A 16,915-nucleotide genomic window follows, 5' to 3' on the forward strand; every position below is an offset into this window, starting at 1 on the left:
ATCAGAGTTCCTCATCCTGCACGAGCACTCTCGCTTCGTGCAACAAGGCCGATACGAGCGGGGTGAAGGGCTCGCGATAGGGTGCGACGAGGCCGACCAGATGATGGGCCTCCGGCTCGACAATTGGAATCATCCGGATTTCAACCGGAAAACCAAAGGATTTGGCGACATTCCGCGGCATGATGCTCGCCCAGCGTCCGGTCCTGACATGTGAGAACAGCACGATCATCGAATTGGATTCGAGAGTCGGATGGACAGTGGCGCCTGCTTCCGTCAGGTGCCGATTGATGATGCGCCGGTTTTGCATATCGGCAGTCAATAGACAAAGCCGAAGATCGCCGACCTCCCGCCAGGTCACTTTGTCGCGATCGGACAGCGGGCTCCCTGCGGCCGTGATGAGGTTATAACGCTCGGCATAAAGGGGCACGGTCGTCACGCGGCCAAGCGGTTCGTTTTCGAGATAGGTGATGCCGGCGTCGATTTCGAGATTTTCGAGCATGCTGAGCACCTGCAGCGAGTTTCGCGAGACGATCGAGAAGGTCACTCCCGGATGTCGTTCCTGAAAGGGCGTGGTGATGCGCGAAAGCATGGCGAGCGCGGTCGGAATGGCGGCGAGGCGAATGTGGCCGGAAAGACCGCGACGCGCTGCGCGCATCTCCTCGCGCATGGTGCGGGCATCGCCGACGATGCGCCGCGCCCATTCAAGCACGCGCTGCCCCTCCGGCGTCAGCCCTTGAAATCGTGAGCCGCGCTGCACCAGCATTACACCAAGCTGATCTTCAAGCTGCCTGATGGCGGCCGAGAGCGTCGGTTGGGATATCCCGCATTCCTCCGCGGCTCGGCCGAAGTGCTTTTCGTTGGCAAGGGCGATGAAAAATTCCAGCTTGTCGATCATCCGGTCTCCCGATCCGGCGTGGAACCATCCGGATCAGCCTATCTTCGACGCAGCAACCGTGCTCCGCAAGAGCGCGTACTAATTGTTTTCAGCAGCCGGAAAAAGATCGAACAGTGATTCTAGGAAGACAGCCACGCTGGCATTGCCGATACTGTAATAGACCAGCCTGCCCTGACGGCGCGTATTGACGAGGCCTTCGAGCCTCAAACGCGCGAGCTGCTGCGAGACCATCGCCTGCTGAATGCCGAGAATGTTTTCGATTTCTCCGACCGTCCGCTCCTCGGTGGTGAGTATGCAGAGGATCAGAAGCCGGGTCTGGTGTGCCAGCGCCTTCAGCAGATCGCTCGCCTCACGGGCGCTTCCAGCGAGTTTGTGCAGTTCCTGACCGGACATTCCCGGCACGGGTTTGGGCAATGGCATTCGACATCTCGGAAGGGAAGCGAAAAGGCGGATCAGCACAATAGCATATTCGCACACGCGAATTTGCCAAAAGTGATGAAATGTCAAAAAAGGTCTAACTAAATCAGCAGATAAGCTGGCCGCCGTTGATCTCGAGGACCTGGCCGGTAATGTACCCGGAGAGGGAGGGTGCCGCCAGGAACAGATAGGCCGGAGCGCAATCCTCCGCTGTGCCCAGCCGCTGCAAGGGAATGGACTTTCTCGTCTGCTCCAGCTTCTCGCGGGAGGAATAGCGCTCATGGAAATCCGTCTCGATCGTTCCGGGCGAGACGCAATTGACGCGGATGCCATCCGGCGCAAGTTCGCGGGCAAGCGCCTTGGAATAGGTTGAAACGAAGGCTTTCGAGGCAGAATAAATCGAAGAACCGGGACTGCCGCCGGTGAGCGCGGAAATTGAAACGGTGTTGACGATGGCAGCGCCTTGCGCGGCTTTCAATGCCGGCAGCAACGCACGCGTCAGCGCCACCACCGACGTCTGGTTCAAGCGGACGATCGTTTCATAATCTGCGTCAGTCAGTGTCGCAGCCGGAAAACGGCCGAGCATGGTGCCGGCGTTGTTGACCAGCACATGCACCTTGTCGAAAAAGGCGAGCGCATTTTCAGCAAATTGCGCAGCACCGCCGACGGCGGTGAAATCGGCGTGCAACAGCAGCGCCCGCCTTTCCGATTCAGCCGTCAGCAGAAAATCCGGCAGGTCCCGTTCGGGTTTGCGACCGGTATGGACGATCACTTTCGCGCCGCAGTCCAGAAACTGCCGCGCCACTTCGAGGCCGATGCCCCGCCCGGCGCCGGTCACGACGACATTGCGATTTTCGAATAGTCTCGGATGGAACACGAAGCCGTCCTCCTCGCGGACAATGCCGCCTGTTGCGCCATTCGCCCTTAACATATGAGCGCGCCCGCCGAAAGAAAGGCAGGCATCATCTTTCCGCGAGAGGCTAGGGCTCTCCCCTGAAAGCTCATACTTCGTTTTCGGCCTCCAGCAGCCGCGCGCCCGGCCCTTCCTCGCCGAGTCGATCGAAGGGATTGCGCAAAGGGCAGCTTTCGATCGACAGGCAGCCGCAGCCGATGCAGCCGGTCAGGCGGTCTCGCAGCAGGCTGAGCTGCCTGATTCGCGCATCGAGTTCATTCTTCCAGCGCGCCGACAGCGTCTGCCAGTCGGCGACTGTCGGCGTGCGTCCCTGCGGCAGGGAGGCAAATGCCGTCTGGATTTCCGAAAGCGGAATGCCGACACGTTGCGCCACCTTGATGATGCCGAGCCGGCGAAGCACATCGCGTCCGTAGCGCCGCTGGTTGCCGCGCGTGCGGATACTCGAGATCAGCCCCTTGGCCTCATAGAAATGCAGCGCCGATACGGCAAGACCACTGCGTTGCGCCACTTCTCCGACCGTCAGAAGCCTTCCGAGCGGCGTTGCAGAAACCGTATTCATTCCTATTGACCTCAACATTGGTTGAGGTTTTATAACCCCTCCTCCCTCGGCCGTGAAGCCGCGGCGCAGGAAAGAGCGACGGTGAGACCGTCGATCGATACAGGTGAAATGACGACATCGACGCTTGCCGCCATACCGATCACCCCTGCCGAATAGCCGCCTGAGAGGTGAGCGCTCGGTTCCGTTCCCGGCAGGTACGGAACCTCGGAAAACACCCGGACAGGACCTCCGTCCGGGTGTTTTTTATCTGCGGTCCCATCCGGCCAGACGGACTGCTTTGCAATTTTGCGGTTGCGGCAGGAAGACCCGAATGATAGTTTTCGCTGCAATAACAGGGGAGCTCCGTGTCGCCGGGGCTGAGATGCGAGGTGCAAGTCTCCGGACCCTTCTAAGCTGATCTGGGTAATGCCAGCGGAGCGAGGTCCAAATGTTTTCCGGCGCGCAAGTGTCACTTTACCCCACGTCCGGCAGTTCCGCCTGCATCATTATCGCTACCGTCATGGCAATCGCCCTCAAGCGGGTGCGGCCGCGCATCGAGACCGATGCCGTCGACAAGTTGCCACGAACGGCCCGACGAAAGCCTGAAATCGAACGCCGATGACATCGCCACGACCATCGGATTCGCGTCTTGCGACGCTCCGCCTCGCCATCTATCGCGCGATGCCCGCCTTGCTCGCAGGCTTTGCCTTTCTCGCGGCATGGGAACTTTACGTCGATCTTTCCGGCATAAAACCTTCCATCCTGCCGGCACCTTCGCGCATCCTTATCCAGGGCTGGCTGAACCGAGAGGCACTGATATCAAACACTTGGCCGACGCTCGGTGCCACGCTCGGCGGTTTCGCGCTGTCACTCGCCTTCGCCTTCGTCTCTTCCATCCTGATGGACTTCATGCCCTTCATGCGCCGCGCATTGCTGCCGATCTTCATCGCCAGCCAGACCTTGCCGCTGGTGGCGATCGCACCTCTTGTCGTTCTGTGGTTCGGTTTCGGCCTCTTGCCGAAAATATTGCTGGTGGCGCTCGTCACCTTCTTCCCGCTGCTCGTCGCTCTGCTTCAGGGCTATGAGGCGACCGACCGTGACATTGCCGAGCTCTTGAACTCGATGAAAGCGAGCCGCTGGCGCATTTTCCGCCTGGCGCGGCTTCCCTCCTCGCTGCCCTATTTCTTCGCCGGCCTCAGGATCTCGATCACCTATGCCGTCGTCGGCGCAATTTTCGCCGAATATGCCGGTGCCGCGCGCGGCCTCGGCATCTATATCCTCAACGCCAAGAACAATTTCCGTCCCGATCTGGTGCTTGCCGCCGTTATCGTCAGCGCTCTGTTGACGCTCTGCCTCTTCGCGCTGACGTTGTTGATCCAGCGTTTCGTCATGCCCTGGCAGCCATCCCAGGAACGACGCCGATGACCGGTCAGATGCTTGAACTGCGCAACATCTCGAAATCCTTCGACGGCATGAAGGTTTTGGGCGACATTTCGCTGGCTGTCGCAAACGGCGAGTTCGTCTCGATCGTCGGCCCATCCGGTTCCGGAAAATCGACCGTTCTGAGACTGCTGACGCAGGCGCTGCGGCCCGATTCCGGCAACATGTTTTTCAATGGTGCGGCATTGGAAGAGACGCCACATTCCTTTGCCTTCATGCCGCAACGCGATGCGCTGATGCCCTGGCGCCGGATCATCGACAATGCCGCCCTCGGGCTGGAAGTGAAGGGCATGAGCCGGCGGGCCGCCCGCGCCGCTGTTGCGCCGCTCTTCGATCGGTTCGGCCTCGCCGGCTTCGAACATCACTACCCCGCCTCCCTTTCCGGCGGCATGCGCCAGCGTGCTGCGCTGCTGCGCACCGTCATCCAGAAACAGGACATGCTTCTGCTCGACGAGCCCTTCGGCGCGCTCGATGCGCTGACCCGCACGCAGATCCAGGAGTGGCTGCAAGGCATGTGGACCGAACATCGCTGGACGGCGCTGCTGATCACCCACGATGTCCGTGAGGCCGTTTTTCTCTCCGATCGGATCTACGTGCTGTCTGCCCGTCCGGCGCGCGTCATCCGCGAATTCCGCGTTCCCCTGCCCCGCCCGAGAAGCATCGCCGACCTCGGCTCGCCGGCGGCCCAGGCGATAGAGACCGAAATCCTGCAAACCCTGCTTCATCCGCTAGAACAGGATGATTTTAGGCCGTCGGCCTAAAATCTGAATCCTGTTCTGATTTAAAGAGTTAGAGCCTGATGTCGTCCGAAAACCGATCACAATTTTCGGCATCATCTCTAGAGACCTGAGGAGGTCACCATGCTGCTGCTCACCCGTCGACAGACGATTCTCGCCGCTATCGCAACAAGCCTCGCCGGCCGCGCCGCCTTTGCTCAATCGGCGCCGGCAAAGGTTCGCATCGCGCTCGACTGGACGCCCAACACGAACCATATCGGCATTTACGTCGCCAAGGAGAAGGGCTTTTATGCGGCCGCCGGCCTCGATGTCGAGATTCTACCCTTTACCGACACCAGCGCCGGCACGCTGGTGTCGAACGGAGTTGCCGACTTCGGCATCAGCAGCGAGATCGAGGCCCTAACGCAGCGTGCCGGCGGCGGTGACGTGAAGATGGTCTACGGCGTCGTCCAGACGGAAACCGCACGCCTGATCTTCAAGGGCGGGCGCGACGACATCAAGAGGCCTCGAGATCTCGACGGCAAGACCTATGGCGGCTTCGGTGGCACCTGGGAGAGCGCGTTGGTCTCGGCGATGATCCGCAATGACGGCGGCAAGGGGGACGTCAAGACCGTCACCCTCGGCACCTCCGCCTATGAGGCGCTGGACAATGGCTCGATTGACTTCACGCTGGAGATCTACACCTGGGAAGGCATCGCCGCCGAACTGGAAAACCGGAAGATCGGCCGCTTCCACTATTCTGATTATGGCATTCCAGACGAGCAGACGACGGTCATCGTTTCCAGCGACGCCTATCTCTCGGCAAGTCGAGAACACGCCCGCGCCTTCATCCAGGCGACGCGTCAAGGCTATGTCTACTCCATCGACCATCCCGACGAAGCCTGCGACTTGCTGATTGCCGGAAGTAACGGTGCTCTGATGAACACGGAACTGGTAAGAGCATCTCAGAAGGCGTTGATCGAAGGCCATTTCCTGAGATCCGAGGCCGGTGTGATCGGCACGCTTGACCCGGCAAAGGCCGAGGCCATCGGCGGCTTCCTGGTCGAGAACGGCATCCTGGTCGATGCGAATGGCACCGTTCTCAAGGAAAAGCCGGACTTTTCCGCCTATTATACCAACGAACTCCTCGGCTGATCCCGCTCCGGTCTTGCCGACGCGGCCTTCCGCGGCAATGCTTTGAGCTTGAACGGTTTGAGCCGAATCGGGCAGGGCGGGGAACGAAATGCGATCACAGGACAGGCTGGCCGGAGCCGACTTTCTGCGCGCGATGGCCTGCTTGTTGGTGCTTGCTCATCATCTCGCGCTCCGGCTGGATATGCGCAGAATTCCGGACGAACTGGCGACGACGGCAAATGTCCTCCGCTTCGGCAATTTCGGCGTCGCGATCTTCTTCGTGCTCAGCGGCTTTCTGCTTGCCCGCCCCTTCTGGCGCGCGCTCGACGCCGGCGGCGCCATGCCGAGCCTCAGGCACTACGCCATCCGCAGGTCGGCGCGCATCGCTCCGGGCTTCTGGGTCGCGGCCAGCGTCGGCTTCGTTCTCGGCCTGACCCTGCTTGCCCTGCCGGTGACGCCGGAGCTCGTCGTCCGCTACGTCTCCGGACTGCTGTTCATGAGCCAGTGGCATTGGCGCACGCTCTTTCCTGTCGAAGCTAATGGGCCGCTCTGGTCCATTCCCTTCGAAGCGACCAGCTACGTGCTCCTGCCGGCCTGCTTTCTCCTGCTGTTTCGCTGGCCCCCGCTGCGGCAGCGCCCGTTCCTCGCCCGCTTCGCCTGGCTCTGCGTCATTGTCGTCGTACTCCTTGTCCATTTGGCGATTCTGAGCCTTTTTGCGCTCGACGATATCGGCCGCGGCTGGGCATATGGCCTGCAGGGTGGGGCGAAGGAATGGATGCCCAAGTATAATCCGATCGGCTTCTTCGCCGTTTTCGCGCTCGGCGCCCTTGCCGCCGGCATCGAAATCATGTTGCCCGCAAGGCGCTCCTCCTGGTTCGATGCAATGGCACTCCTGGCCCTTGCGACTGCCGGTTTCCGCCTCCTGATATCGCCTGGCGGCTCGGCCGAAGGTTATGGCTGGCTTGACATCCCTTACGGATTTCCCGTCTTTCCGCTGGCAGTCGCAACGGCGCTCGTTTCGCTCAGCCATTCCCAATACCTTGGCAGGCTGCTCGACAACGCTCCCGTCCGCTACATCGCCAAGATCTCCTTCGGCATTTATATCTGGCAGGAGATTATCCTCACATTGATTCAGAGACTTGATCCCAACTCGTTCGGCGCCGCCTCGGCCAATGTCGTCACCGGTTGGCTGCAATCCTGCGGATTGACGGTCGCGCTCGTCTTTCTGGTGGCAAGCCTGAGTTATTATCTGTTGGAACGGCCGGCGATCGACTTCGGCAATCGCTTGACATCAAGCCCACCTGATCGGGCTACTCCTTTCAAAGTATAATTTCGACTGCACCTCAACTAGAGGCGTTAAGGTTAACGGGAAATACTCCCTTTTTTGGCGTCTTTATGATTACCGATTTCTTATTTATAACGATGACAAACCATGCGCGAGCATGTATCTGTCTCGCTGCACTTCAATATCGCATCTAAACTTTTTGGGCCTTGAGTAATGAATGCTTTTACTTCGAAGACGAGTTCACGCTTCGATCCGTCTCAGCGTCAAGACAAAACCAGGACCCTGGTTGTAGCGAACTCCAACATTCGCCAGCCGGACAGCTTTTTCGATGTCGAAGGAACGACGGCTCTGCGTCTGGCCGCAAAGCGGCTGATCGACATCGTCATCTCGGCGAGCGCTCTCCTCGTGCTGGCCCCGCTTTTCCTGGCAATCGCTCTCTTCATCAAATTCGATGATGGCGGTCCTGTGTTCTTCCGTCAGATCCGCTGGGGCCTGAACGGCCGGAAGATCACCGTCTTCAAGTTTCGCTCGATGCACACGGACGCTTGCGATCCGAGCGGCGTTCAACAGACTATCAAGGGCGACAGCCGGGTGACCGGCATCGGCGCTCTGCTCCGTAGGACCAACATTGACGAACTGCCGCAGCTTCTGAACGTCCTCAAGGGCGACATGTCCTTGGTCGGCCCACGCTGCCACGCCATCAACATGCGCGCGGCCGGCAGGCTATACGAAGAATTGGTGCCGAACTACCACCATCGACACATCATGCGCCCCGGCATCACCGGCCTCGCGCAGACACGCGGCTGGCGCGGACCAACGGCAAGGCCATTGCAAGCCCGGGCCCGCATCGCCTGCGATATCTATTATGTCAGAAATTTCAGCCTGCTGCTCGACTTTAAGATCCTGTTGAAGACGCTGGTCATCGAGCTACGCGGCGGCACCGGCTTCTAGAGCTTTTCGGTTAGATGGAAGCATTCTGACGGAGCAGGTTTTCGTCAGGGCAAAGGCGACGATTGGCGACGGGCATGCCCCATGGTACGTCCGAGCCGATCGCCTTTGATGCTGACCAGACATGCCCGGCCCACCGGCCGCACCGCGACTCCGTGGCGAAGCGATAAGTGCGTCCGGCGATTCGGCTTGCAGATTTGCAGGCACATCTGCGGGAAGGCTGGCTGAAACGGTTCGCCTGAACGACCGGGCCGGCTGGCCGTAGAGCTGCGCTACGGCGCGCGCCGGCCGGTCAACCATTCGACTCGTTTGAGCTAACAGAATGATTCGATCTAACCAGGAAAAGCTCTAGATGTGCGGTCCCTGGGGGCGGTGGTGCATCACTGATCCTGAGTCGCCAGGAAGAGGGATGCAATTGGGAAATGTTCTTCACGGCAGCGCCTGCTCGACGCCGCTTCGACCTTCGCTGGAAGACAGGAGAAACAAAAAAGCGGCCCTCGAGGCCGCCTTTCATTGATGCTGTCGGTCTGATCAATCCTGCTGGACGATGCCGCGAAGGTGCGTCAGTTCCATGATGAAGTGCTCCAGCTTCGACTTGTGCTCGTGCAGCTCGGCATGTTCGAGCTCCTTGCGGGCAGCTTCGATGCGGCGGGTCAGTTCGTCCTTATGGAGTTCCTCGACCGGAACGGCGGATTCGGCGAGCAATGTGCAGCCCGTCGGCAGAATATCGGCAAAACCGCCGAACACCACATAGTCCTGCTTCTTGCCGGAAGCCGAACGCACGCTCACCACGCCCGGCTTGATCGTCGTCATTGTAGGCGCGTGGTGCGCCATGACGGTCATCTCGCCCTCGGTCGCGGGAATGACGACCTCCGTCACCATCTCCGACAGAAGCAGACGCTCCGGTGAAACGAGCTCAAAGTTGAAATTGTCAGCCATCAGTGACTTACCTTCTCGGCTATGGCTTTTGCATCTTGCAATTTTGTCCCGCAGAACGGGCAGTGCAGTATCGCCTGGTCGAGATATCCGATGCCTTCCTCCGTCTGAACCAATCCGACAACCATCATCAGCACGCCGTTATCGGCACGATAGACAGTCGGCGCGGCCGGTTCCGGAAGTTCTGCCACGATCCCTTTGAGGGAGTCGCAGCAGAATATCTCGTCCTGAGCATCGCTCATCAAGCAGCAGCGAGCTTCTTGGCCTTTTCGATAGCTTCGTCCATCGAGCCGACCATGTAGAAGGCGGCTTCCGGCAGGTGGTCGTATTCGCCGTTAACGAGACCCTTGAAGCCCTTGATCGTGTCTTCGAGGGCGACGAGCTTGCCCGGCGAACCAGTGAAGACTTCGGCAACGAAAAACGGCTGCGACAGGAAGCGCTCAATCTTACGGGCGCGGGCAACCGCCAGCTTGTCCTCTTCGGACAATTCATCCATGCCGAGAATGGCGATGATGTCCTGCAGGGCCTTGTAGCGCTGCAGTGTCGACTGAACCTTACGGGCCACTTCGTAGTGCTCTTCGCCGACGACCATCGGGTCGAGCATGCGCGAGGTGGAGTCAAGCGGGTCGACGGCCGGATAGATGCCCTTTTCAGCGATCGAGCGCGACAGAACGGTCGTTGCGTCCAAGTGGGCGAACGAGGTTGCCGGCGCCGGGTCGGTCAAGTCGTCGGCCGGAACGTAAATAGCCTGGACCGAAGTGATCGAGCCGGTCGTCGTCGTGGTGATGCGTTCCTGCATCTGACCCATGTCGGTTGCGAGCGTCGGCTGATAACCCACGGCCGAAGGAATACGGCCGAGCAGAGCCGACACTTCCGAACCAGCCTGGGTAAAGCGGAAGATGTTGTCGACGAAGAACAGAACGTCCTGACCCTGATCGCGGAAATGCTCAGCGACGGTCAGACCGGTCAGGGCGACGCGAGCGCGGGCGCCCGGCGGTTCGTTCATCTGGCCGTAAACGAGCGCAGCCTTGGAGCCTTCGCCGCCGCCGTGCTTGTTGACGCCCGATTCGATCATTTCGTGGTAAAGGTCGTTGCCTTCGCGGGTACGCTCACCCACGCCTGCGAACACCGAGTAACCACCGTGCGCCTTGGCGACGTTGTTGATCAGTTCCATGATCAGAACGGTCTTGCCGACGCCGGCGCCGCCGAACAGACCGATCTTGCCGCCCTTCGCATAAGGGGCGAGAAGGTCGACGACCTTGATGCCGGTGACGAGGATCTGCGCTTCGGTAGACTGCTCGACGTAAGCTGGAGCGTCCTGGTGGATGGCGCGCTTGTGAGCGGTGTTCAGCGGGCCAGCTTCGTCGACCGGCTCGCCGATGACGTTCATGATGCGGCCGAGCGTTTCATCGCCGACCGGAACCGAGATCGGAGCGCCGGTATCGATAACCTGCTGGCCACGAACGAGACCTTCGCTCGAATCCATCGCGATCGTGCGCACTTCGTTCTCGCCCAGATGCTGAGCGACTTCGAGAACCAGGCGGTTGCCGTTGTTGTCGGTTTCAAGCGCGTTCAAAATCGCCGGCAGTTCGCCTTCGAAAGCAACGTCGACGACGGCGCCGATAACCTGGGTGACTTTGCCGACAGAGCGGGTAGCTGCCTCAGCCATTTTCTTACCCTCTTTCCCTAACTCAGAGCGCTTCCGCGCCCGAAATGATTTCAATCAGTTCCTTGGTGATCTGAGCCTGACGCTGACGGTTGTAGTTCAGCGTCAGCTTGTTGATCATCTCACCGGCATTGCGCGTCGCATTGTCCATGGCGCTCATTTTGGCGCCCATCTCGCCTGCGACGTTCTCAAGGAGCGCGCGGAAGACCTGGACGGAGATGTTGCGCGGGATCAGATCGCCGAGGATCGACGCCGGATCCGGCTCGTATTCGTAGACGGCGCCGGCATGGGCGGCATCTTCGGCGACGGCTTCCGGAGCCCTGGCCGGGATCAACTGCTGCGCGGTCGGAACCTGGCTGATCACCGACTTGAATTCGGAGTAGAACAGCGTGCAGACGTCGAACTCGCCGGCGGAAAACATCTCGATGATGCGCTTGCCGATCTGGTCGGCATTCTCGAAACCGATCTTCTTGACTTCGCGCAATTCCTTGCGCTCGATGATCAGCGACGCGTATTCACGGCGCAGGATGTCGTAACCCTTCTTGCCGACGGTGAAGATCTTCACCGTCTTGCCTTCGGCCTGCAGCTTGCGGATATGGTCGCGGGCAAAGCGGGCAATCTGCGAATTGAAACCGCCGCAGAGACCGCGTTCGGCCGTGCAGACCACCAGAAGATGGACCTTGTCCTGGCCGGTGCCGGTCATCAGCGCCGGTGCGCCATCCGCATCGGTGACGGCCTTGGCAATGTTCGCCAGAACCGCACCCATGCGCTGCGAGTAAGGCCGGGCGGCCTCGGCCGCCTCCTGCGCACGCCGAAGCTTCGCCGCGGCGACCATTTTCATCGCCTTGGTGATCTTCTGCGTCGCCTTGACGGAGGCGATCCGGTTTTTCAGATCCTTGAGTGAAGGCATCCGTGATCCGTCCTAACTTAGGGCCCGATTACTGGAAAGACTTGGCGAAGCTATCGAGAGCAGCCGTAAGCTTGCCCTTGGTATCGTCGCTGATAGCCTTTTCCGTGCGGATCGCATCGAGGATGGCGGAGCCTTCCGAACGCAGATAGGACAACAGGCCCTGCTCGAATTTGCCGACCTGAGCGACCTGCAGCTTGTCGAGGTAGCCGTTGACGCCGGCGAAGATCACGGCGACCTGCTCTTCCGTCTTCAGCGGCGAGAACTGCGGCTGCTTCAGGAGTTCGGTCAAGCGTGCACCGCGGTTCAAGAGACGCTGCGTTGCGGCGTCGAGGTCCGAACCGAACTGAGCGAAAGCGGCCATCTCGCGATACTGAGCAAGTTCGCCCTTGATCGAGCCGGCGACCTGCTTCATCGCCTTGATCTGCGCCGAAGAGCCGACGCGGGAAACCGAGAGACCGACGTTAACGGCCGGGCGGATACCCTGATAAAACAGGTCGGTCTCAAGGAAGATCTGGCCGTCGGTGATCGAGATCACGTTGGTCGGAATGAAGGCCGACACGTCGTTGCCCTGCGTTTCGATGACCGGCAGAGCGGTCAGCGAACCGGCGCCCTTGTCGTCGTTCATCTTCGCTGCGCGCTCGAGGAGACGCGAATGCAGGTAGAAAACGTCGCCCGGATAGGCTTCGCGGCCCGGCGGACGGCGCAGCAGCAGCGACATCTGGCGGTAGGACACGGCCTGCTTGGACAGGTCGTCGTAACCGATCAGCGCGTGCATCCCGTTGTCGCGGAAATATTCGCCCATGGCGCAGCCGGCAAACGGGGCCAGGAACTGCATCGGCGCCGGATCGGAAGCGGTAGCCGCAACGATGATCGAATACTTCAGTGCGCCGCGCTCTTCGAGCACCTTGACGAACTGAGCGACGGTGGAGCGCTTCTGGCCCACGGCGACGTAGACGCAGTAAAGCTTCTCGCCTTCGGGACCGTTGTCGTGAATGGCCTTCTGGTTGAGGAAGGCATCGAGCAGGATGGCGGTCTTGCCGGTCTGGCGGTCGCCGATGACAAGCTCGCGCTGGCCGCGGCCGACCGGGATCAGCGCGTCGATTGCCTTGAGACCGGTCGACATCGGCTCATGAACCGACTTGCGCGGAATAATGCCCGGGGCCTTGACGTCGACGCGCGAACGGCGGGTCGCATTGATCGGGCCCTTACCATCGATCGGATTGCCGAGAGCGTCGACGACGCGGCCGAGCAGTTCCGGACCGACCGGAACGTCGACGATGGCGCCGGTCCGCTTGACGGTGTCGCCTTCCTTGATGTCGCGGTCGGAGCCGAAAATAACGACACCGACATTGTCGGATTCAAGGTTCAGGGCCATGCCGCGGATGCCGCCGGGAAACTCGACCATTTCACCGGCCTGGACATTGTCCAGGCCGTAAACGCGAGCAATACCGTCACCGACGGAGAGAACCTGGCCGACTTCCGAGACTTCTGCCTCTTTGCCGAAATTTTTGATCTGGTCTTTGAGAATTGCGGAAATTTCCGCGGCGCGGATATCCATCAGCCGACCTCTTTCAATGCAAGCTTAAGGGTAGAGAGTTTGGTACGAAGAGACGTATCAATCTGACGGGACCCGACCTTGACGATCAGACCACCAAGAATTGACGGATCAACCGTGACGGCAATCGCCACGTCTTTGCCGGTGACGCCCTTCAGCGCCACCTTCAATTCATTTTCCTGCTCTGCGGAGAGAGCGTGGGCCGAGGTGACATCGGCGGAGATTTCGCCGCGATGATTGGCGGCGATCAGCCGGAAGGCCTTGATCATGCCCGGCAGGGCAAACAGGCGGCGGTTACGCGCCACGACCTTCAGGAAATTGGCGAAGAAGCCCGAAATGCCTGCCTTCTCGCTGATGGCGATAATCGCCTTCAACTGGTCCTCGGCAGAGAAAACAGGGCTCAGGATGAAGCGCTTCAGGTCGTCGCTCTCATCCAGCATCGTCTGGAAACGGTCAAGGTCTGCAGCGACGGTACCGACGGCGTTCTCTTCGAGCGCCAGCTCGAAAAGCGACGAGGCATAGCGCTCTGCAACACCAGAAGTAAGCTGGGACGTGTCTGCCACTGGCACAAATTTCCCTGATTTCAATCCAAAATCCGGCTTTCGGCGGGCGCCGAACCTATGATCTTGAATTCGTTTTGATTTCCCCCAGAAATCACAAGAGAAGCCTCTTGCTTCTTCCGAAATTCGGGGTCCGTCTAACATAGGATGTTCGGACTCGCAACACGCGTAATGCCCGAATACGCCTTTCACATGAATTTCTGTCCGCAAAATTGCGCAACGGCTTGCGGACAGGCCGAGCAAGCCGTCCGCCGCCGGTGAAACTCACGTTTGAATGAAGCCGAAAACATAGAGCATCGGCAGCGCAGCCAGCGCGACTTGCACAACCAGAAGTAAGTAGTTGACCAAATTGCTCCCCTTATCGGACAGGATGGATATGATCCTCGCAAAGGCAGCCATGCTGAAAGAGGCGCCGAGCGCCATATAGATCCAGTCCTGTGCAAGCAGGATCGCCGAAAGGCCGAAGCCGAGATAGAAGCCGCCCATCGACCGCCCCTCGCCATATCCTTCCGGCCGCCCCTCCTGCACCTGCAGGCCAAGAAGACGGAAGGCGTGGCCCGGCGCAAACATCATGATGAAGCCGGCCAGCGCCGTAAAAGCGGCAGAGCAGAAAGCCAGCTGCTCGCCGAGCTCGGTCGGAAAATAAAACTCCATGCATCAGCCTCAAATCACCCCGAAGAATCGGTGTTTTATGACATGGGCCGGAAAAGGAGGAAATGGCGCCATTAGAGAAAACTCTGGGGATCGATGTCGAGCTGTACCTGCACCGATCCGCGCTCCTTCGGCGACTGCGACAACATCGCCCGCAGAAACCCCTGCATGTCGGAGTTGCGCCGTCCGTGGACCAAAAGGCGGAAGCGGTGGCGGCCGCGCACCAGGGCAAGCGGCGCTTCCGCCGGGCCGAGCACTGAGATGCCGGAGACCTGGGGTGCCGCGTTGCGCATGCCGCGCGCATGATTTTCCGCGTCGTGGCGCGTTTCGGCCGAAACGATGATGGAGGCGAGCCGGCCGAATGGCGGCAATGCCGCGCTTTCGCGCTCGGTGATTTCACGCTCGTAGAAGGCGTCGGAATCGCCGGATACAATCGCCTGCATGACCGGATGCTGCGGCTGGTAGGTCTGCAGCAGCCCATGGCTCTTGAGACCGGTGCGCCCGGCGCGCCCCGTCACCTGCGACAGAAGCTGGAAGGTGCGCTCGGCCGCGCGCGGATCGCCATTGGCAAGGCCGAGATCGGCATCGACGATGCCGACCAGCGTCATCAGCGGAAAATTATGGCCCTTGGCAACGAGCTGGGTACCGATGACGATATCGGCCTCACCCTTGGCGATCGCATCCAGTTCCAGCCGCAGCCGCTTCACCCCACCCAACATATCCGAGGAGAGGACGATCGTCCGCGCCTCCGGGAAATGCCGCTCCACCTCTTCGGCGATACGCTCGACGCCGGGCCCGCAGGCGACCAGATGGTCAAGCGTCCCGCATTCCGGGCACGCCTCCGGTGTGCGCTCCGCATGGCCGCATTGATGGCACTGCAGCTGCTTGCGGAAGCGATGCTCGACCAGCCAGCTCGAACATTGCGGGCATTGGAAGCGGTGACCGCAGACCCGGCAGAGCGTCAGCGGCGCATATCCGCGACGATTGAGAAAGAGCAGCGCCTGCTCGCGCCTCTCCACGGTCTTTCCGATCGCCCGGATCAGCACCGGCGACAGGAAGCCGCCGCGCTCCGGCGCGTGCCGGCGCATATCGATGAGATGCAGGTCCGGCAGCGCCGCGTCGCCGAAACGCGTGGGCAGGTGGCGGGTGCTGTAGCGCCCGATCTGCCCGTTGACCTGGCTTTCAACTGACGGTGTCGCAGAGACCAGGATGACGGGAAAATCGCCGATGCGGCCACGCACCACGGCCATGTCACGGGCATTGTAGAAAACGCGATCCTCCTGCTTGTAGGCAGGATCGTGCTCCTCGTCGACGATGATGAGGCCAAGATCTTCAAAAGGCAGGAAGAGCGCCGAGCGGGCCCCAGCCACGACCCGCACTTCGCCGGTCACCGCCTGGCGCCAGACCTTTTCGCGCATGCGCGGGGCGAGGTCGGAATGCCATTCGGCGGGCTTTGCCCCGAAGCGATCCTGAAACCGCTCCAGGAAACTCGCCGTCAGCGCGATCTCCGGCAGCAGGATCAGCACCTGCTTGCCCCGTTTCAGCGTCTCGGCGATCGCCTCGAAATAGACTTCGGTCTTGCCGGAGCCGGTCACACCATCGATCAGAGACACCGAAAATTCGCCCCTGCGGATGTCGGAGACGATCTCCGCCGCCGCCTCTTTCTGCGGTCCTTCGAGGCGTGCGGCGGCAAAGTCAGGATCTGGCATCGCCACAACGGGCGGCGGCGGCAGAAACACCGTCTCGAAAATGCCGAGCGTGATCAGTCCGTCGACGACGCTGGTCGAAACGCCTGCCGCATGCGCCAGACCGCTGCGCGTCCAGGACAGGCCGTCTGAAGCGGCCGCGAGCACGCGCGCGCGCGCCGGCGTCATCCGCTCCGGTTCGCCGCCAGCGAGTTTCAGCCCCTCCACCATCGGCTCCGGCTCGAAGGCGTTCGGCGCCCTGAGCGCCATGCGCGCCACGAGGCCGGGCGGGGAGAGCGTATAGCTCGCCACCCAATCGATGAAATCCCGCATCTCCTTGGAAAGCGGCGGGCAATCGAAGACATGACTGATCGGCCGAAGCTTCTTCGGATCGACGCCATCTTCGCCGCCGTCCCAAACGACGCCGATCACCTGCCGCGGCCCAAGCGGCACCTGCACGACCGAGCCGGGCTCGACCGCCATGCCCTCCGGCACCGAGTAGGAATAGGGTTTCGGCGCCGGCATCGGCACCAGCACCGGAACCGTTCGGTTCGCGGGCGGTGCTTCAAAAAGGGCGCCAAAGAGATCGGACGAATCTATGCTCATCGCGCGAGACCATGCCCGCAAATCGATGGAATTGGAACCGCAAAGACGTGGTGGCCGATC

17 protein-coding genes, 1 pseudogene and 1 riboswitch are annotated in these 16,915 nt (G+C 60.7%); of the genes and pseudogenes, 5 read left to right on the top strand and 13 right to left on the bottom strand.

Features of this window, described 5'->3' with window-relative positions; genetic code table 11:
- Position 1 precedes the first annotated feature (1 nt).
- The 5 genes from FFR93_RS33255 to FFR93_RS33275 form a co-directional block, all read right to left on the bottom strand.
- On the bottom strand, positions 2–895 hold the full coding sequence (locus tag FFR93_RS33255; protein WP_064707947.1) for a LysR family transcriptional regulator: 894 nt from the start codon (positions 893–895) through the stop codon (positions 2–4).
- 78 nt (positions 896–973) lie between these two features.
- Entirely contained in the window at positions 974–1,315 is a 342-nt protein-coding gene (locus FFR93_RS33260; RefSeq protein WP_138396325.1) for a metalloregulator ArsR/SmtB family transcription factor, read from the bottom strand.
- A 103-nt stretch (positions 1,316–1,418) separates the two neighbouring features.
- Positions 1,419–2,189 (bottom strand): SDR family oxidoreductase, encoded by a 771-nt coding sequence (locus tag FFR93_RS33265; RefSeq protein ID WP_138396413.1) that lies wholly within the window; start codon positions 2,187–2,189, stop codon positions 1,419–1,421.
- 124 nt (positions 2,190–2,313) lie between these two features.
- A complete protein-coding gene (gene soxR / locus FFR93_RS33270; RefSeq protein WP_064707949.1) occupies positions 2,314–2,784 on the bottom strand; it encodes a redox-sensitive transcriptional activator SoxR in 471 nt (156 codons plus the stop codon).
- A 29-nt stretch (positions 2,785–2,813) separates the two neighbouring features.
- Positions 2,814–2,999 (bottom strand): hypothetical protein, encoded by a 186-nt coding sequence (locus FFR93_RS33275; RefSeq protein ID WP_138396326.1) that lies wholly within the window; start codon positions 2,997–2,999, stop codon positions 2,814–2,816.
- 108 nt (positions 3,000–3,107) lie between these two features.
- A riboswitch (TPP riboswitch) is annotated at positions 3,108–3,221 on the top strand.
- 160 nt (positions 3,222–3,381) lie between these two features.
- On the opposite strand from FFR93_RS33275, the gene FFR93_RS33280 reads away from it, so the two are divergent.
- From FFR93_RS33280 to FFR93_RS33300, 5 genes and pseudogenes are all read left to right on the top strand, one after another.
- Positions 3,382–4,188, top strand: a complete 807-nt coding sequence (locus FFR93_RS33280) for an ABC transporter permease (RefSeq protein ID WP_138396327.1) — start codon at positions 3,382–3,384, stop codon at positions 4,186–4,188.
- A pseudogene (locus FFR93_RS33285) lies at positions 4,185–4,996 on the top strand (ABC transporter ATP-binding protein). Before FFR93_RS33280 ends, FFR93_RS33285 begins: the two are co-directional and overlap by 4 nt.
- 67 nt (positions 4,997–5,063) lie before the next feature.
- Complete coding sequence (locus FFR93_RS33290) at positions 5,064–6,074, top strand: ABC transporter substrate-binding protein (protein WP_064707951.1); 1,011 nt, start codon at positions 5,064–5,066, stop codon at positions 6,072–6,074.
- An 88-nt stretch (positions 6,075–6,162) separates the two neighbouring features.
- Positions 6,163–7,383: an acyltransferase gene (locus FFR93_RS33295; RefSeq protein ID WP_138396329.1), complete on the top strand. Its 1,221-nt coding sequence runs from the start codon at positions 6,163–6,165 to the stop codon at positions 7,381–7,383.
- 168 nt (positions 7,384–7,551) lie between these two features.
- Complete coding sequence (locus FFR93_RS33300; protein ID WP_064707953.1) at positions 7,552–8,289, top strand: sugar transferase; 738 nt, start codon at positions 7,552–7,554, stop codon at positions 8,287–8,289.
- A gap of 528 nt (positions 8,290–8,817) precedes the next feature.
- Here FFR93_RS33300 and FFR93_RS33310 read toward each other — a convergent pair.
- From FFR93_RS33310 to FFR93_RS33345, 8 genes are all read right to left on the bottom strand, one after another.
- A complete protein-coding gene (locus FFR93_RS33310; protein ID WP_010053653.1) occupies positions 8,818–9,225 on the bottom strand; it encodes a F0F1 ATP synthase subunit epsilon in 408 nt (135 codons plus the stop codon).
- Entirely contained in the window at positions 9,225–9,464 is a 240-nt protein-coding gene (locus FFR93_RS33315) for a hypothetical protein (protein WP_064707954.1), read from the bottom strand. Before FFR93_RS33315 ends, FFR93_RS33310 begins: the two co-directional genes overlap by 1 nt.
- Positions 9,464–10,891 carry a F0F1 ATP synthase subunit beta gene (atpD, locus tag FFR93_RS33320; protein ID WP_064707955.1) on the bottom strand — a complete coding sequence of 476 codons (1,428 nt, stop codon included), beginning with the start codon at positions 10,889–10,891 and terminating at the stop codon, positions 9,464–9,466. The genes FFR93_RS33315 and atpD overlap by 1 nt, the downstream gene beginning before the upstream one ends.
- Before the next feature lie 22 nt (positions 10,892–10,913).
- Positions 10,914–11,798, bottom strand: a complete 885-nt coding sequence (locus FFR93_RS33325) for a F0F1 ATP synthase subunit gamma (RefSeq protein ID WP_064707956.1) — start codon at positions 11,796–11,798, stop codon at positions 10,914–10,916.
- Positions 11,799–11,826: 28 nt separating this feature from the next.
- The gene (atpA, locus tag FFR93_RS33330) at positions 11,827–13,356 is read right to left on the bottom strand and encodes a F0F1 ATP synthase subunit alpha (protein WP_064707957.1); all 1,530 of its coding nucleotides are present in this window, start codon (positions 13,354–13,356) and stop codon (positions 11,827–11,829) included.
- The gene (locus tag FFR93_RS33335) at positions 13,356–13,922 is read right to left on the bottom strand and encodes a F0F1 ATP synthase subunit delta (protein WP_064707958.1); all 567 of its coding nucleotides are present in this window, start codon (positions 13,920–13,922) and stop codon (positions 13,356–13,358) included. Before FFR93_RS33335 ends, atpA begins: the two co-directional genes overlap by 1 nt.
- Positions 13,923–14,177: 255 nt before the next feature.
- Positions 14,178–14,567, bottom strand: a complete 390-nt coding sequence (locus FFR93_RS33340; protein WP_064707959.1) for a hypothetical protein — start codon at positions 14,565–14,567, stop codon at positions 14,178–14,180.
- Positions 14,568–14,638: 71 nt separating this feature from the next.
- Positions 14,639–16,855 (bottom strand): primosomal protein N', encoded by a 2,217-nt coding sequence (locus FFR93_RS33345; protein ID WP_138396330.1) that lies wholly within the window; start codon positions 16,853–16,855, stop codon positions 14,639–14,641.
- Positions 16,856–16,915 lie beyond the last annotated feature (60 nt).

It is taken from the genome of Rhizobium sp. MHM7A (genome assembly GCF_005862215.1).
Taxonomy (GTDB): domain Bacteria; phylum Pseudomonadota; class Alphaproteobacteria; order Rhizobiales; family Rhizobiaceae; genus Rhizobium; species Rhizobium bangladeshense.